Origin of the sequence: Polynucleobacter sp. (genome assembly GCF_040400325.1) — a bacterium.
In the GTDB taxonomy this organism is placed as follows: domain Bacteria; phylum Pseudomonadota; class Gammaproteobacteria; order Burkholderiales; family Burkholderiaceae; genus Polynucleobacter.
In genome coordinates this window covers 44,747-66,686 of the sequence record NZ_JBBAQK010000011.1, presented here as the reverse complement: position 1 = coordinate 66,686, position 21,940 = coordinate 44,747, and the positions used below count along the sequence as shown (strand labels likewise).

At 43.6% G+C, this 21,940-nt stretch carries 25 protein-coding genes; 9 read left to right on the top strand and 16 right to left on the bottom strand.

The genetic code is table 11. The annotated features are described in order from the left end of the window. Positions 1-65: 65 nt before the first annotated feature. The 4 genes from ABWP14_RS09190 to ABWP14_RS09175 are packed head-to-tail and all read left to right on the top strand — an operon-like array spanning position 66 to position 1,350. Positions 66-377, top strand: a complete 312-nt coding sequence (locus tag ABWP14_RS09190) for a hypothetical protein (protein WP_353202669.1) — start codon at positions 66-68, stop codon at positions 375-377. Between the two features lie 42 nt (positions 378-419). Then, positions 420-728 (top strand): hypothetical protein, encoded by a 309-nt coding sequence (locus ABWP14_RS09185; RefSeq protein WP_353202668.1) that lies wholly within the window; start codon positions 420-422, stop codon positions 726-728. Continuing rightward, positions 725-928, top strand: coding sequence for a hypothetical protein (locus ABWP14_RS09180; protein ID WP_353202667.1), 204 nt, complete (start codon positions 725-727; stop codon positions 926-928). Before ABWP14_RS09185 ends, ABWP14_RS09180 begins: the two co-directional genes overlap by 4 nt. Further along, the gene (locus ABWP14_RS09175; RefSeq protein ID WP_353202666.1) at positions 925-1,350 is read left to right on the top strand and encodes an HAD domain-containing protein; all 426 of its coding nucleotides are present in this window, start codon (positions 925-927) and stop codon (positions 1,348-1,350) included. The genes ABWP14_RS09180 and ABWP14_RS09175 overlap by 4 nt, the downstream gene beginning before the upstream one ends. Here the strand turns inward: ABWP14_RS09175 and ABWP14_RS09170 are convergent. Then, complete coding sequence (locus ABWP14_RS09170; RefSeq protein ID WP_353202665.1) at positions 1,347-1,745, bottom strand: hypothetical protein; 399 nt, start codon at positions 1,743-1,745, stop codon at positions 1,347-1,349. The two genes, ABWP14_RS09175 and ABWP14_RS09170, sit on opposite strands and share 4 nt — an antisense overlap. 31 nt (positions 1,746-1,776) lie before the next feature. Next, on the bottom strand, positions 1,777-2,106 hold the full coding sequence (locus ABWP14_RS09165) for a hypothetical protein (RefSeq protein ID WP_353202664.1): 330 nt from the start codon (positions 2,104-2,106) through the stop codon (positions 1,777-1,779). A 327-nt stretch (positions 2,107-2,433) separates the two neighbouring features. Here ABWP14_RS09165 and ABWP14_RS09160 point away from each other — a divergent pair, with 327 nt between their 5' ends. Then, positions 2,434-3,405 (top strand): helix-turn-helix transcriptional regulator, encoded by a 972-nt coding sequence (locus ABWP14_RS09160; RefSeq protein ID WP_353202663.1) that lies wholly within the window; start codon positions 2,434-2,436, stop codon positions 3,403-3,405. Positions 3,406-3,753: 348 nt separating this feature from the next. Here ABWP14_RS09160 and ABWP14_RS09155 read toward each other — a convergent pair whose 3' ends face one another. The 4 genes from ABWP14_RS09155 to ABWP14_RS09140 all read right to left on the bottom strand — a co-directional run bounded on the left by ABWP14_RS09155 (position 3,754) and on the right by ABWP14_RS09140 (position 5,643). After that, on the bottom strand, positions 3,754-3,927 hold the full coding sequence (locus ABWP14_RS09155; RefSeq protein WP_353202662.1) for a hypothetical protein: 174 nt from the start codon (positions 3,925-3,927) through the stop codon (positions 3,754-3,756). Positions 3,928-4,199: 272 nt separating this feature from the next. Further along, positions 4,200-4,562 (bottom strand): hypothetical protein, encoded by a 363-nt coding sequence (locus ABWP14_RS09150; RefSeq protein ID WP_353202661.1) that lies wholly within the window; start codon positions 4,560-4,562, stop codon positions 4,200-4,202. Between the two features lie 227 nt (positions 4,563-4,789). Then, the gene (locus tag ABWP14_RS09145; RefSeq protein ID WP_353202660.1) at positions 4,790-5,170 is read right to left on the bottom strand and encodes a hypothetical protein; all 381 of its coding nucleotides are present in this window, start codon (positions 5,168-5,170) and stop codon (positions 4,790-4,792) included. 101 nt (positions 5,171-5,271) lie between these two features. Continuing rightward, positions 5,272-5,643 carry a hypothetical protein gene (locus ABWP14_RS09140; protein WP_353202659.1) on the bottom strand — a complete coding sequence of 124 codons (372 nt, stop codon included), beginning with the start codon at positions 5,641-5,643 and terminating at the stop codon, positions 5,272-5,274. Between the two features lie 89 nt (positions 5,644-5,732). On the opposite strand from ABWP14_RS09140, the gene ABWP14_RS09135 reads away from it, so the two are divergent. Beyond that, entirely contained in the window at positions 5,733-6,158 is a 426-nt protein-coding gene (locus tag ABWP14_RS09135; RefSeq protein ID WP_353202658.1) for a hypothetical protein, read from the top strand. 101 nt (positions 6,159-6,259) lie between these two features. Here the strand turns inward: ABWP14_RS09135 and ABWP14_RS09130 are convergent, their stop codons facing one another. The 4 genes from ABWP14_RS09130 to ABWP14_RS09115 form a co-directional block, all read right to left on the bottom strand. Further along, positions 6,260-6,832 carry a phasin family protein gene (locus ABWP14_RS09130; RefSeq protein ID WP_353202657.1) on the bottom strand — a complete coding sequence of 191 codons (573 nt, stop codon included), beginning with the start codon at positions 6,830-6,832 and terminating at the stop codon, positions 6,260-6,262. A gap of 206 nt (positions 6,833-7,038) precedes the next feature. Further along, positions 7,039-7,170 carry a hypothetical protein gene (locus ABWP14_RS09125; protein WP_353202656.1) on the bottom strand — a complete coding sequence of 44 codons (132 nt, stop codon included), beginning with the start codon at positions 7,168-7,170 and terminating at the stop codon, positions 7,039-7,041. Positions 7,171-7,302: 132 nt separating this feature from the next. After that, entirely contained in the window at positions 7,303-8,679 is a 1,377-nt protein-coding gene (locus ABWP14_RS09120; protein ID WP_353202655.1) for a Y-family DNA polymerase, read from the bottom strand. Further along, a complete protein-coding gene (locus ABWP14_RS09115) occupies positions 8,603-9,088 on the bottom strand; it encodes a LexA family protein (protein WP_353202654.1) in 486 nt (161 codons plus the stop codon). The genes ABWP14_RS09120 and ABWP14_RS09115 overlap by 77 nt, the downstream gene beginning before the upstream one ends. A gap of 179 nt (positions 9,089-9,267) precedes the next feature. Between ABWP14_RS09115 and ABWP14_RS09110 the strand changes: the two genes are divergently transcribed. Further along, positions 9,268-10,335, top strand: a complete 1,068-nt coding sequence (locus tag ABWP14_RS09110; protein ID WP_353202653.1) for a tartrate dehydrogenase — start codon at positions 9,268-9,270, stop codon at positions 10,333-10,335. Continuing rightward, complete coding sequence (locus ABWP14_RS09105; protein ID WP_353202652.1) at positions 10,332-11,282, top strand: tripartite tricarboxylate transporter substrate binding protein; 951 nt, start codon at positions 10,332-10,334, stop codon at positions 11,280-11,282. Before ABWP14_RS09110 ends, ABWP14_RS09105 begins: the two co-directional genes overlap by 4 nt. A gap of 109 nt (positions 11,283-11,391) precedes the next feature. On the opposite strand, the gene ABWP14_RS09100 is transcribed toward ABWP14_RS09105, so the two are convergent. The 6 genes from ABWP14_RS09100 to ABWP14_RS09075 form a co-directional block, all read right to left on the bottom strand. Further along, on the bottom strand, positions 11,392-12,243 hold the full coding sequence (locus ABWP14_RS09100) for a tetratricopeptide repeat protein (RefSeq protein WP_353202651.1): 852 nt from the start codon (positions 12,241-12,243) through the stop codon (positions 11,392-11,394). A 171-nt stretch (positions 12,244-12,414) separates the two neighbouring features. Beyond that, positions 12,415-13,224 carry an alpha/beta fold hydrolase gene (locus ABWP14_RS09095; protein ID WP_353202650.1) on the bottom strand — a complete coding sequence of 270 codons (810 nt, stop codon included), beginning with the start codon at positions 13,222-13,224 and terminating at the stop codon, positions 12,415-12,417. A 6-nt stretch (positions 13,225-13,230) separates the two neighbouring features. After that, positions 13,231-13,617 carry a pyrimidine utilization protein C gene (gene rutC, locus ABWP14_RS09090; protein ID WP_353202649.1) on the bottom strand — a complete coding sequence of 129 codons (387 nt, stop codon included), beginning with the start codon at positions 13,615-13,617 and terminating at the stop codon, positions 13,231-13,233. Positions 13,618-13,650: 33 nt separating this feature from the next. After that, positions 13,651-14,637: a Bug family tripartite tricarboxylate transporter substrate binding protein gene (locus ABWP14_RS09085; protein ID WP_353202648.1), complete on the bottom strand. Its 987-nt coding sequence runs from the start codon at positions 14,635-14,637 to the stop codon at positions 13,651-13,653. Positions 14,638-14,701: 64 nt separating this feature from the next. Then, positions 14,702-18,280, bottom strand: coding sequence for a UvrD-helicase domain-containing protein (locus ABWP14_RS09080; RefSeq protein ID WP_353202647.1), 3,579 nt, complete (start codon positions 18,278-18,280; stop codon positions 14,702-14,704). Next, positions 18,277-21,258, bottom strand: coding sequence for a PD-(D/E)XK nuclease family protein (locus ABWP14_RS09075; protein ID WP_353202646.1), 2,982 nt, complete (start codon positions 21,256-21,258; stop codon positions 18,277-18,279). Before ABWP14_RS09075 ends, ABWP14_RS09080 begins: the two co-directional genes overlap by 4 nt. Before the next feature lie 120 nt (positions 21,259-21,378). On the opposite strand from ABWP14_RS09075, the gene trxA reads away from it, so the two are divergent. After that, positions 21,379-21,705, top strand: a complete 327-nt coding sequence (gene trxA / locus ABWP14_RS09070; RefSeq protein WP_114691518.1) for a thioredoxin TrxA — start codon at positions 21,379-21,381, stop codon at positions 21,703-21,705. Positions 21,706-21,940: the final 235 nt, after the last annotated feature.

Sequence of the window (21,940 nt, the reverse complement as noted above, 5' to 3'; positions counted from 1 at the left end):
GCTAGCTCAACAGGTGAGCTTTGGGGTTTTTATTCTTTATTCATGAACCTACTTAGGAGATGCTCATGAAATACCCTACCGCCCTCTTTTTGATTACTCAGATTGCTTGCATTCCGCTGGCAGCTGCTCAAGCGATTTATGGACCCAATGGCAACTATATGGGTTACGGTCAAACGTCTCCAAGTGGCGTAACCAATATCTATAACGCTACTGGTCAGAATGTGCAGTCCTTTCAGACCGATAACGGACAAACGAATTTTTATAGTCCCCAGGGTGCTTATCAGGGAACGATTACTGCCCCTGTCTATGCTGCGCCCAATACCAATCTGAATTTTCCACGCCAAGTGCCACAAGCTCCTAGCGTAAGAGGCTGGTAATAATTAGCAATCACCTGATCAATTTCTTTTGAAAGCATTCTTATGAAAACCTATTTCGTCTTTTTCTTAGCTACTGTCTGTGCAGGCACCTGCTTTGCTCAAGCGAGCAACAACTGGAATAACTCGCCAAATAATTGGCAGAACAGTCCCAATAACTGGCAGAACTCTCCAAACAATTGGCAGAACAGTCCGAATAATTGGCAGAATTCAGCCAATAACTGGAACTCCAATAACGGGGTGTACGACAACAGCGGCAACCGGATTGGTTATGAGACCCGATCGCCCTCTGGCGTTACCAATGTCTTTGATAACAATGGCAACCGGATAGGCTACGTGCCAGAAAAGCAATGATCTATTACGAATACAAACTCATACCAATCGATCCCTTTCATATGGATACCTATGCTGTCGGTGTGATACTCAATGACAATGGCATGGAAGGCTTTCGCTTTGTCGGCATTCATAAGCTCTGGACATCGGATAAGTCTGGGGCTCTTGTGCAAGCAGAATTTTTAATGCTTGAAAAAGCTGAAGAAGAGTTAGATGAATGAACAAAGAAAAGTTGTTATTTTTAGACTTTGATGGGGTATTGCATCCTAGCCACTTTGCTGATCAAGCGCCATTCTCAAGAGCGCATCTTCTAGAAGAAACCTTGGCGCAATTTGCCCCTAAGATTGTGGTTTCTTCAAGCTGGCGTTTTACCCACTCCCTTCGCAAATTGCAAAAGAGTCTTCCTACAACCATTGGGCAACTGATCATCGGCGCCACCAGCAATGCCATTATCGGCAAGTACCCACGCTATCAAGAAATTCAAAACTATCTTGGTGGGTATGGGCCAGCTGATTGGCGGGCACTTGATGATTCTTATTGGGAATTTCCACGCACCTGTCAAAAACTGATTCGCTGTAATCCCAATACGGGCATTACCGATAAACAGGTTTTGGAATTACAACAATGGCTTGGTCAGCATTAACGCCCGTAAGTATTCCATCCGCCCGAGCCATTCGGCAAGGTTTGCACTACTCCTCCGCTAGGTCCATAGGTGTTGTAACCCCCTGACTCGTTCGGTAGTGTTTGCGTGACACCACTAGGTCCATAGGTGTTGTACCCGCCTGAACCATTAGTTAATGTTTGCGTGATACCGCTCTGGCTGTAAGTGTTGTAACCACCTGAGCCATTGGGTAAGGTTTGCGTCAGGCCACCAGGACCATAAGTGTTATAGCCTCCTGCGCCGTTGGGCAAAGTCTGAGTAACTCCTCTTGGCCCATAGGTGTTGTAGCCTCCAGAGCCATTCGGTATTGTTTGAATTACTTGAGCGTGTAGGCTGCTTGCCAAAAGGCAGATAGTGAGTGCTAAATATTTTTTCATGATGGATCCTTTTGATTGGTAATGAATATCTTTAGAGATCAATTAAATGTAAATTCAGTTGCATAGGCTCTGCATCAGCAAACTCATCCATCAAGTATCCCTTAGGTGGGGTAAGACGTCGTAAACATTTATCAGGTACAGGGCCTGCTTTTGCGGTTTTCATCTTTTCACTATATTGGTAATGCAAAAGACCCTCTTCAGTGGCTACCTTTACATTCCAGACATACAAGAGCTCATCATGCTCTAACCATGTGTCAAGTCCTACTGCCGATACGATTCGCACAATAGTGCCGCAATTTTCTGGCAGCTGGGTATTGACCGTAATCGCTAAGTCCCCAATGCCACAGTTCAGCGTATTCATTTGTATCTCCGATATTGCGCGCGTACTTTTTCACGTTCAACAAACATGAGGTGGCCAAAAATGCCCTGGCTACACACCAAGAAGAGCCCAAATAAGAACCAAATGGCCAAACTCAAACTAAACCCCTGTTCAAGGCCGTACCCACTGAAAAACATCAAAAAAATTCCAATGAATTTAAGCATTTAGATCTCCTTATGTACTTTATCTGGCGTGTTAATGGTTTGCTACTTTTATAAAGAATAATTCCTTGCTAGCTCATTAAATGAGCCTTAAACTGAATAAAGTTATAAAAACAATAAAAGTCACACTTTTTAGTTAAGAGGCCCTATGAGCGATCCGGAACGTCTACACCGCATCAAATACATGATTCAGCAACGAAAATGCGTCCCGATTGACGACTTTTTGGATGAGCTCGAGATCTCAAAGGCGACCTTTAAGCGCGACCTTGAATATTTGCGCTCCCGCTCTAAAGCCGATATTGAGTATGACCGCTTTTTAGGTGGCTATAAGTTTAAGGAAGGGAGTGATATTAATAAGATTGAGCTCACTGGTATCTGGTTCTCTGAAAAGGAAGCAACCGCCCTAGTGCTCATGCAACATCTTTTATCTTCACTTGATCAAGGCGGTCTGATTGGCCCCCACATTGAACCCCTGACCTCCATCATTGATGGCATCTTAGGTCAAAGTGAAACCACCACTAAAGAGCTGCGTAAGCGCATCAAGGTATTGGGCATGGGATCACGCAAGAACTCGATAGAAAATTTCTCTGAAGTAGGTGCTGCCCTGTTAAAGCGTAATCGCTTAGTGATTCAATACTTTGCCAAGGGCAAAGGTGAGGAAACCAAGCGAGAGATTTCTCCTCAGCGCCTGATCTTCTATCGCGAGAATTGGTACCTCGATGCGTATTGCCATATGCGTAATGGATTACGCAGCTTTGCCATTGATGGGATTCGTAGTGCTGTACCAACCAATACCAAGGCACAAGATATCTCAGATAAAGAATGCCAAGAGCACTTTGCTGAGAGCTACGGAATCTTTTCAGGTAAGGCTACTCAAAGAGCAAAGCTGCGCTTTACTCCTGAGCATGCTAGATGGGTCTCTGGAGAAAACTGGCACGGTCAGCAAGTGGGCTCTTTTGATAAAGAGGGTTACTTTAACCTTGAGTTTGATTACAACCAAGATCCTGAGTTGGTGATGGACATCATGAAACACGGATCTGGGGTTGAAGTGCTGGGGCCAGCAAGCCTTAAAAAGCGAGTTAAGGAAGCACTAGAAAAAGCGATTAAAAGTTACCAATGAGCATTTTTGGAGAACGCACATCACTTTTTTCTGAGAGGCGCTCAGAAATAAACCAGCATTATGAGAGTTGTGATTATTTTTATGCATCCTGGTTTTTATTGAGGATGCGCTCACAAAAAATCATCGAAAAAAGCAAAGGCCGTTGTTACCACTGGCAAAGGGATTTATTTGTGAGTAACGCAAAAGGCCGCGCACGGAAGGGAAGAAAGAACTATCCCAAAAACCACAAGCGCCACCTCTCTATCCAAAAGCAGGCAATGCATTGGGGAATAAGAAATATCCCACTTACTTAGTAAATCACTGCCTCAACCAGCAAAGACTTCATTCTGGTAAAAAGTTTTAAGGATTTTAATTATCCTGCCACTCTGATTCACTCTCGTGAGTCATATGATTTTGTGCCAGTATTTTTTTGCGAGCTAAATGCTGCCAAATCAAACGCTCCTGAACCTCTTCATTATTTTCTAGCTCAAATGAGCTTGAATCATACTCATCATCCGGTATTAATACTTGTTGAATTTGCATAACTTACCCTTTGCAAAATAAAAGATGGTTGCCAATGAATCGTTGCATGCGCTCTGTATCGAGACGAGACCTTGGGGCACTGCATCGGTCCACCAGCTAAATATCAGTGTGTGCTTAGTGAGTGAGATTGTCCATTAGAAATTCATCTTTTTTAGATGATGCAATCCTATTGCAAAGCACCAAAAAAATAATGGCAATAGCGGTTGCTCACTTACTATTTATTTTGCTATGCAGATTTTTTAACCCACCGTTGTTATTGTCATCAGACATCTTTAATGTATTACCGCTTCAGCTACTTCTGGCTTTCCTTCGGGGTCTTTTTTTTGGGCTGTTACCAAATACTCTTTCGTATCTAATGCCACCGTCAGATAGGCATCAGTTGCATTACGAAATGCCTCATGACCATCCTCCTTACTAAACAGGTAGGTCAGGCTGTAGATCAGGTTATCTCCCTCTGGCCCGTCAACCGTAATCGTATTGCCCGCATCGTGATCAACAATTCTGAGTCCACGGCTAAATTCTGGTTTTTCACCATCGACCCAGCTCATATCAAGCCGGTCAATATCAAAACGCAGGCTGCGAAAGAGGTTGTTGATAGTAAAACGAGCTCCGCCTAGGTATGTGTAATCACGCATGATTTCTCCTTTGTCGATCAGATGAATACAGTATAAAAACCTGCAGGCTCATATTTTGAGCTAATGAATTATTACTTGGACTAGGCAAGACCATCATCGCCCTCCAATAACTCGAGCTTGATGCCGGCTTCTAATTCGTTAAGACGCCCTTGCAGGAGTGACGCTGCAAATTCATTTTGAGAAAGATCTCCCTGAACTACTGCAGGCTGTTTTTTATTCTTATCAAGCTATTCAGTAGTGCTTGTATTTTTGGGTATATCTTTATGACTGATCAAGCAATATATTGCAACGATTCTTAATGCTTCCATTAATAGCGCCATGTACGGCAGAAATTTATCAAGCTTGATGTTTGGGGTCTGAGAAATACTGTAGATTAAGATAGCAGTTGAAATGAATTGAATGGCAAAACCAGCTGATGCAATTAACTTCAAAAATTTCTGATTAAAGTATAGGTAACTCACTAAGCTAGCCAAAATGATGAAAGTCACATAAATGATCAGCGAATCATAGACTTGAAGTCCTGGGCCTGCCTTTGACCTTTCCCAATAGTTAACAAGGATAATAATTACTGCAATGATTATTGGAATAAATATTTTTAGGTTTTTCATGGTCAAAATTCTAAGCTTAAAATAAATACAATAAATGAAAATCTTTTTTGAATCCCTTAAAACCTTAATCTTTGCCGTCCAACCTCGTTAAGACCTGAACGCTACTCAAAATATCCAATTTTCTCAATCAGCTTAGCTAGCTTTACTAATGGGTCAAATACATTGGATGACTGTGCGTCGACATCTTCCCAGTTGTACTCCAAAGAAAAATGGGCTGACTCGATAATGAGTTCATAGCTAGCAACGGGTTTATGATTTGGGTTCGTTGCAAGCTCTGCTGATATAGGCGCCCTGATGCTCTCCATTGCCTCTAGTAAGGAATCAATCTCTGGCTGAGTTAATTCCCTGGTGTGCAATACATCATCTGTCCTTTTGACGGTAACCCGAGATATCTTCTCAATGGTGAGCTCATATTGATTGAGCCCCAGCTCAACCCAGGCGGTCAATTCGATGGCAATTGGGTAAGTAGTCATGTTTTAATCTTACCCCCTATTCCCCATCGTTTCTATGGGTTTCCTTTGCTCTTTTTTCTATATCTTATGCGGCACCGCAGTATTAAAAAATGCTTCCGATGCCTAAGTCTAAGGCGTATATTGGTTATAGAAATTACTTGGATATTTTTGCAGCCATGGCAAATAGCGCCTTACATGCGATCGCAATAGATGATCTTCGAATCAGTCATCCTGCATTTCATCAGGAATATTGTTTGCTCGTTGAAGGCATTAGCAATCTCATATTTCGTTTGGCCAACAAACATGGTGATTACATTGCCTATTCCACCTTTACCGAATCCTATGATCGGGCTAGCAAAGAGCCAATTTTACAAATGGTGCTAGGTAGCCATAAAAATGAGTTTTACCTACACATCTACATCTCCAAAAATCGAGATTTTATTGTCGGTAAGAATGGTGTAGGTTCTAGCGCGCAAACTGGCGCGCAAGCACTCTCTTTTATAGAAGAGGAAATTTATAAGGCTGGCTGGCTTTGATGTATTTCTTTAGTGAGTCTCTTTATTGAATCTCTTTAGTTAATCCTTTGCAGCCAATAAAAAAGCCCCAATCATGGGGCTTTTTCAGTGAAGCGAGTTACTTATTCAGCAGCGATTTGCTTACGTGATTTAGTAGCTGGTGCAACCTGGCCCTGGAAAGAGCTCATTGCAGCATCTACAGACTTTTCAAAGTTTGCATAGGCATCCTGTGAAGTAGCACGTGCTTGATCAAAGCTCTTTAAAGTTGCTTCAAATACGCTATTAAATGCAGATACAAATGCCTCTGTACCTGTAGGAGCTTGAGTCGTTGCTTCTTTAACAAATTTGATCAAATCTGTCTTTGAATCATCAATTACTGAGTCAATCAAGCTAACAACTTCTTTGCTATTTTTACGCAATACTTTATTTACTTTGTTTTGATAGCCAACAACATGAGCAGCGGCTTCTTGAGCTGTTTCAGCATCAAACATTTCTAAAGCAGCTTTTGGATCTTTCAATTGAATCAATTTTGCTGACTTAGCTTGAGCAGTAGTAGCTACTTCTTTAGCTGCGTCATAGTTGATCGCTGCAATCGCTTCTGCGCTTTGTACGGTCAATGTAGCGATCGTTTGTGCGGACTCAAGTGATTTAGCTTGAGCATTTGTCAAAGTTGTATTGAGTGTGTTTTGAAACATGGTCATTCTCCTGTATGGGTGTGTACTGATTGTTCGTAATGGTGCACTGCAATTACCGCATTGCACCATTTTAAAGAACAATTATGAAATTTGCACACATTTTTTATATTTACCCAAAAACAACCAATTTTACCCCTTTAAACAGGGGGGTCTAGAAAGATTGCCTATTTTTTAAGCAATCTACATCCCAAGATTAACCATCCTACTTAGAAGCTCAAAAGTGACTTAATCGCCCCTTTAAAGCTCTGGTCACGCTGGGTGTTTTTTAATACGGCGCAGTAGGAAAGCACCATGATGATGGCCAGTGAAATCCCGTTGAAGTGATTGAGTAAGTCCATGTTTTTCTCCTGAGTGAGTTGCTTGCTGTTGTCGTAAAGGTGTTGCTATGTTTTTAGAATACTGTGGCAAAAGCTCACAAAATGAGCCTTTAATTAATATTGTGTTTTTTAATCTTTTTCATTGCTTTTTTCTTAGCGTGCTATCGGTAACTCATCCCACTGCGTGGTGTAGTTAGGTGACTTATTGTTTGATCGCATTTGCCACTCTTGTTTAGTGCCAGATGCTGCGAGTCGAATGACGGCATTACCAAAGCGTGAATTAATCGCATCCATTGCATGCATTAAATCGGCTGACTTGCCTTTGCTCTCGATATCCTCAAATAATGATTGTTGGATAGTCGGTTTATCTGCAATGAGATTGAGAATCACGCCTGCTTTTTTATAACGAAAGCCGCTTTGATAAATCTGCTGAAGGCCCTTCAAGGCTGCGTTTGTCAAAGTCACTGTGTTATCACTTGGATCGCTGAGAGAAATGGTGATACTTTTATGATGCTGTGGCTCGTTTTGCTTAAACGGATTGGTCTGAATAAAGACCGTGATAGCACCGGTTACCGAATCTTGACTACGCAATTTTTCTGCAGCTCTCGCAGCATGCGTAGCAACTGACTGGGCAAGTTCTTCTTGCTTGGTCACTAACTTACCAAAACTACGAGATGCAATGATTTGCTGTTTAGCGGGTGCGACCTCTTCTAATTTCAAGCAAGAAGTACCACGTAGCTCATAGCAAAGTCTTTCTACGACCACACCAAATTGCTGACGCATCGCCTGCGGTGAAGCTTGTAGTAGGTCAAACACGGTATGGATCTCTAGCACCTTGAGCTTCTTAGTTAATTGGCGCCCAATACCCCAGACTTCCGATGCGGGGGTTTCGCTCATCCATTGATAGAGCTCGGGCTTAGGCATCGCCTCAACGTCACACACCCCAGAAAACTGTGGGTGCTTTTTAGCTAAGTGATTAGCAAATTTTGCTAAGGTTTTACTAGCACCAATACCAACGCACACTGGTAAACCGGTAGTGTCTTTGACCTGCTGCTTCATGCTCATCCCTAAAGCAATCGTGTCAGGATATTGCTTGAGGACGGTTTCAATTTGCAGAAAGCTCTCATCGATGCTGTACACCTCTAGATTCGGTGTAAATTTTCTTAGTACCTGCACTACGCGATTACTCATATCGCCATATAAGGTGTAATTAGATGAGTAAGCCTGAATGCCATGTTTCTTGGCCAGGTCTTGCATCTGAAACCAAGGCGTCCCCATCTTCACGCCCAGCGCTTTTACTTCGGCGCTGCGCGCTACTGCACAACCGTCATTATTCGAAAGCACTACCATCGGCACTGCTTCTAACTTAGGGGCAAATACGCGCTCACACGAAACATAGAAGTTATTGACATCAACGAGCGCAAACAGTGGGTTAGTTAAATGAGCACTCATCTCACTTTCCGCCTCTAGCACTGGAATGACTGTACTTGCGAACCACTCCAACGACGACACCCCAAATTTGTAACTCATTGCCTTCATTAAAGGTAATAGGCTGATAGCTTGGGTTTTCAGGTTGAAGCTCGATGCGACCGCGTAATTGATACAGGCGCTTAATGGTGTACTCCCCATCAACCACGGCCACCACAATATCTTTATGTTTTGGCTTGAGGGCTTTGTCCACTACCACCTTATCGCCATCGCAAATTCCGGCACCCATCATCGAGTCGCCCTTCACGGTGAACATAAAGGTGGCCGGCTTGTTCTGTACGAGGTAATGATTGAGATCTAGCCCCTCTTCGGCGTAATCGGCCGCTGGACTTGGAAATCCAGCAGAAATCCGATGGCTTAATAGCCTTGTCTCATAGGCGGCAAAATGGGCTGCCAAGGCTTGTGGCGCTTGGCTTAAGGTGACTTTTGTAGGATGCATAGCTGATGTCATAGTGATTAATATACTGTATATTTATACAGTATATGTAAAAACCATCAAAATGGCGTGATTTTTGTTGTTTTTGATGTATCCATTTGGGTTCTCTAGCTACAAACCCCAAGTTCCTTGATCGGCTAGCCCTCCCATAATGGGTAGAGCAATACCTCTATCAAAAGAACAGCGAGAGACAGATGAAGATGTACAAAATAGCCTCTATTCCGGGTGACGGAATTGGTAAAGAGGTGATTCCTGAATGTGAAAAGGTCTTAAACGCCTTAAGCAAAAAACATCCTGAAGTTGCTTTTGAATTCGAGCACTTTGATTGGGGCGGTGATTACTACCGCAAACACGGCATCATGATGCCCGAAAATGGTCTTGAGCCTTTGCGCTCTAAAGATGCGATCTTGTTTGGTTCGGCTGGTGATCCTAAGATTCCAGACCACATCACCTTATGGGGCTTGCGCCTCAAAATATGTCAAGGCTTTGACCAGTATGCCAATGTCCGCCCTACCCGCATTCTGCCTGGTATTGAATCCCCATTGCGCAACTGTAAACCCGATCAACTAGATTGGGTGATCGTGCGCGAGAACTCTGAAGGTGAATACTCTGGCTTAGGCGGTAGAGCCCATCAAGGTCATCCCATTGAGGTGGCATCGGATATGAGTGTGATGACGCGTGTTGGTGTTGAACGTATACAACGCTACGCTTTTAAACTAGCGCAATCACGCCCTCGCAAACATCTGACCGTGATTACCAAATCAAATGCACAGCGCCATGCCATGGTGATGTGGGATGAAATTGCAGTGCAAATTGCACAAGAGTTTCCGGATGTCACTTGGGATAAAGAATTAGTTGATGCTGCAACAGCCCGCATGGTCAATCGTCCGCAGTCTCTAGATACGATTGTCGCCACCAATTTACATGCGGACGTACTCAGTGATCTAGCAGCAGCCTTAGCCGGTAGTTTAGGGATTGCACCTACTGGCAATATCGATCCTGAACGGCGCTATCCATCGATGTTTGAACCCATCCACGGATCTGCTTTTGACATTATGGGTAAAGGACTTGCCAATCCGATTGGGACCTTCTGGTCAGCGGTCATGATGCTCGATTTTTTAGGAGAGCCGCTCTTAGGAGCCAAGCTGATGAATGCCATCGAAAAAGTGACGGCCAATCCAAAGTTACATACTCGCGATCTCGGTGGCACTGCCATGATGAGCGATGTTACTAATGCAGTTATCAAGGAGGTATCAAAATGAACGTATTACGATTAATCAGTATTGTCTTGTTCACATTCGGTCTACTATCAGGAGCGAGCGCGCAACCGTTTCCAGATAAAACCATTCAGTACATCATCCCCTTTCCTCCAGCAGGAGAGTCTGATTTAGTGGCACGCTATCAATCTGATATCTCTGCCAAAAAATTTAAGCAGCCGATGGTAGTGATGAATCGAGCTGGCGCTGGTGGCGCACTGGTCTGGAGCGCTCTCAACACCTACCCTACCGACGGAACTACTGTAGTGGGTGTCAATATTCCGCACACTATTTTACAGCCCTTACAAGAGGGCATTCAATATAAGACTGAAGATATTAATGCGATCTACTACTACCACTTCACTCCAGATGCCTTGATGGTCTCTGCTGATAGCCCCTATAAGACCTATCAGGAATTTATTGCAGCAGCTAAAAAAGATCCTGGCAAGCTATCTTTAGCAGGTTCAGCACAGTTCTCAGCAAACCATATGGCAGTAGAGCGACTCAATAAATTGGCTAGCGTCAAAATCAATTACGTACCATTCAAAGGTACGGGTGATTTAATTACTGCCTTAATTGGCATGCACGTAGATGGCGCTATGGGTTATTTACCGCTGGCTATTCAGCAAAAAGGGAAAGTACGCACATTAGCCATTGCTACTGAGAAACGGAACCCTGCACTACCCGATGTGCCCACCTTTAAAGAGTTAGGCTTGAACTGGGTAGACGGAGCCTATCGCGGCGTGGCCGTTGCCAAGGCGACACCTCTCATACTTCAACAAAAGTTATCTGACTACTTTGCACAACTGAATGCAGACCCAGAAACCAAAAAGAAACTAGAGGATTCAGGCTTTGTCATCGTAGATGTGCCTTTGGCAAAAATGCCAGCATTTATGAAAGAGAAAACTGTACAAGCAATGGAGGATGCGAAGAATGCTGGAATGATTAAGTAAATCCTCCAGATTTTATTCTTCAGAAGTAAAAAACCACCGAAATCACTCGGTGGTTTTCTTATTCAATGCTACTGTTTACTGCAGTTTACTGAGCGATCAAGAGGATGTTTTAGACATCATTCATAAAATCACCACCACCACTATCGTCCCAACCACTAGCGCCACTATCATCCCATGAGCCTGCATCACGCACACCAAAATTCTGGTCACCCAGTGGAGAGCCACCTACCTGAGTCAGGTTGGGGTTAGCAGTATTAGAGTTGCCAAAGTTATTATCGCGGCCACCCATTAAGTGACCAGCTAAAGCTTGGCCAGCATACATACCTGCGCCTAAAGCAGCGCCCGTTGCCAAGCTACCCATCAAGCCGCTACCAGCAGCAGGTGCGCCAGGATATCCAGGAGCACCAGGGCCGCCGGGAGCACCAGGGCCGCCGGGAGCACCTGGATAAGGAGCGGGTCCGCCAGGAGTGCCAGAGTTGCCAGCAGCTGGGGAGTTATACATCTGAGCCGCATCGCGCTTACGACGCTTTAAAACAATGATGGTGCCAACCACGAGAATCGCAATCAAACCCCAAAACAAAGGGCTACTAAAAATAGAAGTTGCGCCGACGCTAGGAATAGCTGCTGAACTTGCTAATTGTGTTTGCAATTTTTGCACTGAGCCTGCTTGTGCAAATGGTAATCCTGGCGCCAAGCTTTCCGCTTTCAAAAGGTGGCTACGTGCTGCGTCCAATTTACCTTGCTTGGCATTGATCTCTGCAGCAACGTAATGTGCTTTGGCACTATTAGGATGATTTTGTAAAACCTCTTTAATCATGGTATCGGCTTTAGTCAGTTGCCCTGCTTGCACTGTCTGATATATCTCAGATAAGGTGGCTTCTGCAAAGACAGCATTACTTATCAGCAAAGTCATTGCCGCAAATACACTCAGGAAAAGATTCGTTACTTTACGCATTTTCATAGAAACTCCTTGATGACTAAGTTGCCTACGGATAGGTGAATAAAAGCATTATCCCTACTTTAGGAAATTTTGTTACCTGCACAATATATGCGGTCTAAGTAGGGGAATTCAAGGGGGTCAAACTGCTCAAAAACACTGTTTTTAGGGCCGCTAAATGCCTTAAGCCAGCATTCAATGGGATTGACTATGAATAAAGTCTAAAACCAGTTTATTAAATTGCTCGGGATGACTTCTTGAATAAGCATGCCCACCCTTTTGAAAAAGCATTAATTGCGCATTGGGTATCAGTGACGCCATCTCTTTAGAAAAGTACGCAGGGGTTAAAAGATCATCCTCAGCGCAAATGACTAATGTAGGCGTCTTGATTTTTCTAAGATCAGCACTCACATCAAATTTCAAGATAGATTCAATTCGACTTCCCATAATTTCTGGTGAACTTAATTCAAATTGAGCCGTTCTTGCTTCAACTGCCAATAATTCATCATGATGTGCATTCGTAAATTCTGGCGGATAAAAAAGTAAAGAAGTTGTTCTTGCATAGACCTCGGGGCCCATGACTTCTAAAATTTGTTTTCGCAGACCCCAAACCCGGTGACGGTAATGATCTGCTTTATGAACGCTGGCATAAAGCACTAGACTGGCCAATCGTTCTGGGTAATGAATCGCGATGACTTGACCAATTGCACCACCCGTAGAGTGCCCAACAAAATGAACTTTTTCAATCTTCAATGCATCAAGGAGGCCAATAAAATCTGCTGCTAGTTGCTCAATCGATTCCACCTTCAGCGCAGAGCTTCCACCAGTACCTCTTTGGTCATAAGCTAGTACTTGATGTTCTTTAGCAAAATCGCCAATTTGAGACTTCCAATACGAACGGGAGCCTCCCATTCCAGCGACCAACACAATTGGTATTTCACTGGAGTTCTCTAGTCCATGCCATTCATATTCCTGAGCAATACTATTGGCATCAATAATTGGCATAGATACTTAATTTTCGATATGCGCTGTCGAAGCAATCTCTACCAAAAACTCAGGTTTGACTAATTGAGCTTGAATGCAATAACGAGCGGGTGAAGGCTGAGGGAAATACTCCTTATAAACCTCGTTTACCGCTGCGTAATCATCTAAAGACTTTAAAAAGATCTGATTAAAAGCAATGTCAGACATCGAACCACCTGCCTCTGTGACAACTGATTTAATACTTTCAAGGATGTTACGTGTTTGAGCTTTTACATCACCAATACCAACAATATTGCCTTGTGAATCTAAGGACAACATACCGGAAACATACAAAACGTTTCCAGCTTTGGCCCCCGGTGAATATGGCGCTAAAGGGGGTGCTGAACCTTTAGGAATAATGGGTTTAAAGCTCATCTTCTTCTCCTTGATAGTATTGACTTAATAATATTAATCGACCTTGATGCCAGCATCTTTGACTAACTTGGCCCACCTTTTAATATCCCCATCAAGGAATTTTACAAACTCATCTGTAGGTAAAACAAAGGGCTCTGCACCTATTTCAAAGAGTTGATCTTTTACTTCATTCGTTGAGAGGATCTTGACCATTTCATCATTAAGGCGTTTTGCAATAGGCTGAGGCAAACCATTTGGGGCAAGCACGCCAAACCATGAGGTCACTTCCGCACCCCGAATACCCAGCTCTGCAAGAGTCGGTACATTAGGTAATGCGCGTGTTTGTTTGCTTCCCGCAATCGCTAAAGCGCGTAACTTGCCACCGCGAATATTAGGTAATACCGTTGGAAGATTATCAAACATCATATCGACTCGACCCGAGATTAAGTCAGTCATTGCTAGTGGAGCACCTTTATATGGAATATGGGTTAACTTGATTCCTGTAGATTGCTGAAATAACTCTCCAGCCAAATGAGGAATTGCACCAGTACCGCTACTAGCAAAGGTCAGTGGATCCTTTTGATTTTTGGCAAGAGTTAATAACTCCTGAACTGTATTGGCCTTTAACTCAGGATTGACGACCAGAGCAACCGGAATCTGCGCAACCATCGTGATCGGTTGAAAGGCTTGTGGAGACTGATAGGATAAATTTTTATAGACTGCTGGTGCAATCGATTGGGTTGCTGCAGAACCTAGAAACAATGTATATCCATCAGGGTTAGCTTTTGCAACTGCTGACGCTGCAATGGTGCCTCCAGCTCCAGTCCGATTTTCAACTACGATTGATTGATTTAGGGCTACAGAAAGCTTTTGAGAAACCATTCGTGCAAGCAGATCAGCAGAACCACCTGGCGGAAAGCCTGCAATCATGGTGATCGGCTTATTAGGATACGTTTGTCCCATCACATTAGAGACACTTAATACCGACCCAGCAAGGACAATACAAACTGTTTTGAGCAAATTAGCAGAAAATGTTTTCATCACAAACCTTCTTTGTTGTTCATCTCAAGTAAATACTAACTGAATTATTGCCAAAGTGATTCTTCTACGGGGTAGCGTTCATTTCTACAAGCTCGCCCGTCGCAGAAACTAAATAAGCCTTGCTAGGCTTATCCTCACGGATCTTGGATAACTGCGTTTGATAGATCTGCAATTGCGCGAGGTATTTCTGGTGCAATGGCGAGCCCTTCTGAGGAATGCTCAGTTTGTAATCTAGGATAGCCAAATGATTGTCAAACTCAACTAAGCGATCGATTCGATAGCCTTTACCCTCTGCAGTAGCAATATCTAATTCATTCCAAGCAGCAACCCATTCTCCTAAAGCAATATAGGGCTTGAGTTCTGATGTTGCTAATACGGTTTTGGCACGCAAGATGAGATCTTTTGCCTGCGCTTGATCTATACCCATCCAATTGATGAGTTCTTGCTCACTTGGCATTGGAGGTTTTGCTTGATTGCCAGAGTCTGGGATTAAGAACTCAAGCAAGCGATGAAAGTTCGTGCCTTCTTGCAGGAGTTCGGGATCGGACTGGGTAATTGTTTCATCCTCTCCAGCAAATATATCTACTGTGATTCCAGCTTCAATATCACTGACTAACTGCGCATGATGATTGATCGCTTGCGGCCATTCAAGCACAAAGTCATCTATCGATACTGTTGTACTTATAACTTGAGGTGCTCTCGGAGCATTTTGAGTTTCTAATAAGGTGTTTTCTGCTACCAAATCAACCGTTAGCCCTGCTGTACTGGCCCTTCCATACCAAGACTCCTCATTCAAACCAGTAGGATTATTAGTAGTAGGCTTTTGAGCATCACCACTGATCCACAAGCCTTGTCGAGCACGCGTCATCGCAACATACAACAAGTTCCAATTTTCATTGATACCAATTGCTTTTTCCGCTTCGTTGATTTCAAATCGTCGGCTCGTCAAGGTTTTAGTATTAAATGCGGACAAATGCAAAGGCCCCCTCTCATTCGGTGGCCAATCCATCAGAACACCAATCTTATCGGGATTAGCCTTCGTATTATTTGCATCTAACATAATTACAAAAGGAGATTCCAAGCCTTTGGCACCATGAATTGTCATTAAGCGCACACGCAGATGTTGATCTTCATCAGACAGATCGCTTTCTTGATCTATCTCCACTAAATTGTCATCGGCAGTAGCATCAATCTCCCCCTCATCTGGCGTTTCATCATCATCGCCACGGCGCTTGGCATTAATCTCATGAATAAAGCGACTCAAGCTTGGATATTGACCTCCATCTTGATCTAAAGACAGCATTAAAAACGCATCTAAATTTGCCAAGACCTGCGCGCGATCTCTATCTTGGCAAACAGTGGCATAACGCATGCGTACATCACGTTCTTGATAAATACGATCTAGCAAATCATGTACTGGCAAGCGTTCACTCAATTCATGCCAATGTTTTAAGTATCGAGCTGCTTCTTGCAAACTTGCATCTGCGCTATCTTGCAAAGCATCCCACCAAGAGCGGTATGTATCTGGTGTTTTAGCAATAGCCAACTTTTGCATCTGCTGTTCAGTAAAACCAAAGATAGGGCTTCTCAATACCTGCGCTAGTGGTAAATCATGGCGTGGTGTCACCAATACACTTAAAAGCGCAATCAGATCATCTACCTCTAAGGTATTTAAGAGGCCGCCTAAGCGAGAGCTGTCATAAACCAGACCCATATCTCGCAAAGCCCTCTCGTACTGAGGTAAATATTGGCGGCGCTTTACTAAAAGTAAAAAATCACTTGCTCTAGCAGAGCGCCATATATCTTGATCGCCATCTTTGTCTGCTACTTTACGGGTAGCAATCAAATGGGAAATGAGTTTGCCAACCCTTAAGCCCTCTTCGTGACGCTGCGCCACATTGACTGTTTCATAGGGATCGATAATGGCGCTATCAAATGCACTACCCGAACGCAGCTCATTACCCTTTGTCTCATAAGGTAGCAATGGCAAAAGATATGCTTCACCTTGCTGCGCGTATTCTTGAGAAGGTCTATCTTGATCCGAAGCACGCCAACTGGTTTGTTGCTCTGAGTAAGGATAATCAGAAGGAATCTTGGAACTCGTAAATATGGCATTGACGGCACGGTTAATTTGAGGCGCATTACGACGTGTGACGCCTTGCTCCATATATACCGCGCCCCAGATTGAATGTAAAAACTGTTTAGCGCTCACAAATAAACGGGGATCAGCACGGCGAAAGCGATAAATAGATTGCTTTGGATCACCGACGATAAATACCTTTGGCTTATCAGGAGCGTTGCCATAGCCATCTAACCAAGAACGCAAAATCTGCCATTGCAAAGGATTGGTATCTTGAAATTCATCTACCAAAATTTGCGTATACCGAGCATCTAAGCGTGACTGAAGATAAGCGGCATGAGCAGAATCAGCCATCAAAAGACTAACGCCAATTTCTAGATCATCAAAATCACGCACCCGCATGTTTTCTTTTCTGTCCTGAATATGCGCCATCATGGATTCGTTTAATACAAACCAGGCTTGATTGATTGCATAGATCTCTTGCTCAGCTTGCCATTCTAAATATTGGACAAAAGCTTGGCCCCATTCATTCTTAATAGCGAGGTATTCGTCTGAACGCGTTGCTAGACCTTCATTAATTAAAAAAGTATTTAATGTGCCGACTAAACGGTTATTCCATGAGCGATTAATAGGCGGAGAATCTTTGGTTAAAAAGGTGCTCTGAAATGTTTGCACCACATCCATCACATCTCCGCCACGCTTTTTGCAGGCAATAGCAGGCAATAGATACTCTAGTAATCCTTGATCTTGAGTGCCGCTATGCTCAAAGCAATACGCTACGAACTCCAGGCGCTCTAGCGCATCTGGCGCATTCCATAAGGCGAGCAATGGATTTAGATCATTTAATTTAGGTAGTGATGTCTTAAGACGCTCTATAGGACTAGTATTGCTTTGCTCACAAGCTTTAGCAAAAAAAGTCCAGGCACCTCTTTGCTTTAGTAGGCTCGCTTTACCCATCAGCAATTGCAAGGCATTGAAAGATCCTAGGTGTTTTAACAGGACATCATATTGAGCCTTGAGATCGGCGCTCATTCCACCCCACCAATCTTCCAAACACTCTTCTTGTAAACGCTTGGCATCCTCGCGCAAAGTAAATCCTGGCTGGATACCTAAAGATACTGGCGCTGCTCCTAGTAACTTTCCAAACCATCCATGAAACGTGTCAATCACAATGGGCTGTGGATTTGCTAGCACTTGCATATAGAGTGCTTTAGCTTTAGGTAGATAAGTATCTATTTGAGCTGCATCTAGACCTCTTTCCATTAAGGCATTGACTACTACAGCATCATCGCTAGTGGAAAATTCTTGTAACAAAGCATATAAGCGATCCCGCATCTCTTGTGCGGCCTTGCGGGTAAAAGTTAAGGCGAGAATTTGCTGAGGCTTTACATCGTCAAGCAATAAGCGCACCATGCGCGCTACTAATAACCAAGTCTTACCACTACCCGCACAAGCAGAGACAACAACAGACTGCTGGGGATCACAAGCAATTTTTTTTGAAAACTCGATTACCGGAACGCCATCGGATATTTTCATGGGGCTAGAATCTGCTAAGTTATTCACCATACCCCCTTGCGACAAATACCACGTGCTTCGCAATACTGGCAAACACCATCTGGGGCAAATGCTTTCATTGGCTTTTTAGACCATAAATCTTCAAGATCTTGCGTGATCTGCTCAGTAAACTGCTCCATTAACTCTGGGAATGGACTTACCTCTTGAGATCGCGGCGCATATTGCCCATCTTTAGAGATGTTAGCTTTTAAAGAAACCCACTCAGCTTGCTCTACTTTGCGCCCCACGATTTTATGATTCTCAGAGGCCTCATTAGCTGCTCGCGCATAAATAAGTAGCTGAGGGTCATCTAAGATATGTTCTGCTCGGTCTTGTACTTTTTTATAGGCCTGGTGTTTGTAATCAATCACTGAAGCCAGCTGAGGATCGGAGGTATGAACATCAAAACGATCCGCATAACCTTCAATACGAATTTGGTGAAGCTCTCCATCAGGGCTCTGAATTGGCAAATCAAACACAACTTTTGCCTCCCCATCAAAATACTCCCAACCTTCTTGCTCATGCTGTAATTGCCAATTAATAAAACTAGGAATTTGCTTTTGCCAATCACGCAAAGTCCCCATTACCCTAGCGTCGCCCTCAATGAGATCCTTAAACTCTTGTTCTGAAATAGCAGACAAACGCTTTTCCATCCACTCGCGTCGTAACTGCTGGTCAACCTTGAGTTCAGGATTGTTGTATGCCTCTGTTTTTAACGCATGATAGAAAATTTTGAGAATCGCATGAAGCTTCTGCCCTGCTAAAGATGCATCAAAACCTTCGTCAAGTCCTTTGATTTTTCGCAAACCCAATAGACTACGTACGTAATAGCGATATGGACAATCACGTAATGCCTTATAAGCGCTTGGGCTCATTGATAAAGGCATTGGTAGATCATCCTCAAGATAGGCTACTGATCTTGCTAAGGGGTGTATTTGGATTGACCGTTGCGAAAGATCAGCTTGCAATGGATTCCACTTAAGCTCACTTTGTAGGCGCTGAATCCATGCCGATGGTCGTAAAGGTTCGCCACTTTTGCTATTGCTTTGCCAGAGAAAATCTACTGAAGCAACTGAAGCAAGTAATTGTGATAAATCACGCGCCTGCTGTTGAAATTGCAGGGCTATCGTAGACGTTTTTAAAAGTTGGTTGAGAGCATCTGAGAAAAATAAAGGAGGCTCTGCATAAGAAGGTAACTGCTGCTCATCACAACCAACCATCACTACCGCATCATATTTTCTAAGGCGTGTAGAGCTCAAGGGAAGAATGTCTAATGTTGCAATCGCTTCCTTGCCCTCTTCCTGATAACTTGCCCCTTCAATGACCGTCTTGATTAGACTGAGCCATTCACTCAAGCGCATTCTCACTTGTTGATGTGTAGAGGCCTTTAGATCAAAAGATTGAATCACCTCTAGCAACTGCTTGCCAGCAGAATCTTGAGATAGCCTATTGGCCATTCCAATAGCCTCAAGGTTCTTTTGTAATAAGTTATACGCTTGGTGACAATCTACTTTTAAGTTTTGCCACTCATAATGGCGCTCTCTTAAAAATTGCAATAGCTTAAATAAAGCCGGGTTTGGTAGTGCTGAGGATCTTTTCTGTGCATTTGCATTGGCCCCTTCAATAGCCAAATGAAAGGTCTTCCAACCAGACTCAGCTTTACTAGAAATTAAAATATCTTCGAGCTCAGCAATCAGTCCTGCACATAACTGAGGATCACAATCTAGCCAGTGAGGATTTTCTATTGCAATAAATGGATTTTGTAAAAACTCTAAAAGTACTTTTGCACTAGGGCCATCTTTCGGGGATCTAATGAGCCCTAACCAACTATGAAAGGCTGCGGCAGCACGTGTCGTTGATAGCTTCCAACCAGTCTCATCTCGAATATTTAACGATGGTCCTAGGCGCGTCAATAAGGCTCGTGCTCTTCTAGCAACTAAACGATCTTGCGCTACTAGCGCAATCTTCTTTTTATCGGCAATTACATGTTGTTCGATAGTTTTTGCAGTTAACCATGCTAGCTCTTCAAATCGTTTAACACCTATGAGTCGCCAATGTTCAGGTTGGCTAGCACGAACATTTTCTAAGGCTTGTAATTGCGCCCCATCCCCACCTACTGCTTCTGGCCAGAGGCCAATCGATTGCCAATCCATACTTACCTCAATAACAGAGGTATGACGCGCGTACTGACCTAGAAAGATACTGATCATTTCTTGATCAATTGGTTTTGGGTCTGCAGTTTCGACCCAGATTAGCGGTCGCTCTTGATGATGCTTTTTAGCTTGCTCAATAGCTTCTAAATGTGCGCCCATTGCCAGCTGTTCTCGGAATACTGGATCGCTTACGCTAGTGATATATCGCCAAAATATGAGTAGTACAGAAGCTTCTTGGTCAACTACCTTACGAGATAGCTGTGGATAGACTTCACTAATTAGTTTGTCTAAAAAGATACTGGCTTGATCAACCCACGCTTGACCAATCTGAATGGGTTTGTGATTGGCCGCTTCAAGCTGTTTATAGATTTGCTTTTGTAATTGAGGCAGCATTGCTCTAGACAAAGTGTCACAAGCCTTAATAATGGCCTGCGCTAAACCCCATGCACCCGCCTCGGTTTCTGCTTTAAACCGTGCTTGTAAATCGGGATGCTCACGCAAGGTTGCATAAACCCCTAACCACCGCTCAAGATCCGATTGCTTCTTAGGAAACTTCCAGGCATTGGGTGCAGCCTCTAACCAATCTGCATAGCTAATGACTTGGGGTAAAAAACGCAGGTGGCTTGGTAAATCTTTTGGTCTTGTTTGCTCAAGTGCCGTCCTCAGTCCAATGAGAGGTCCTGCAGTACTCAGCACCACTAGGGGGCGCTGATTCGTTTGTTTAGCGCAACTCCATATTCCTTGCGCTAGATCCTCAAGCGCCCCTGAATTAGGCGTTATTGCCCAAGCATATGGCTGCTTTTGGTCTGAAATCGTGGGAAATGGAAGGGGCATTAAAGAGGGCTAATAAAAAATATTGGGTGATTAATTTCTGATTTTGAGCACAAGGTACAGCTTATTGCTAATATAAGCGGTGTAGCGCCATAACTAAATAAGTCTAAATAAGGAATTTTCATGAGTGCCGGCATTAAATATGTAACTGACGCCTCTTTCGAACAAGACGTCCTCAAGTCCGATAAACCTGTTTTGCTTGATTTCTGGGCAGAATGGTGCGGTCCTTGCAAAATGATTGGTCCAATCCTGGAGGAGCTCTCCGGTGAATATGGTGACAAAATACAAATCGCCAAAATGAACGTGGATGAAAACCAAGGTGTGCCCGCCCAGTTCAATATCCGCGGTATTCCTACATTAATCCTCTTTAAGAATGGCACAGTTGCTGCTCAAAAAGTAGGTGCTTTGGCTAAATCTCAGTTGACCGCCTTTATTGATAGTCATCTGTAAATTGTCTTATGCCGCGGGTTCACTAGGCGAGCCTGTGGTTTTTACTGCTTAAACTCTTGTCACACCCGTTTTTTGGTGTAGTATTACCCATCGCACTTATCAGTGCTCCGATTTTCAGCAACTTACCTCCCCCTTCTTTTAGCAAAACCCCACAACTCTGTTTGCCCATATCTGCCTGATATCCATCTAGGCAGTGATCCCCAAAACATATTGATTGAATCTTTTTCTTCTTATC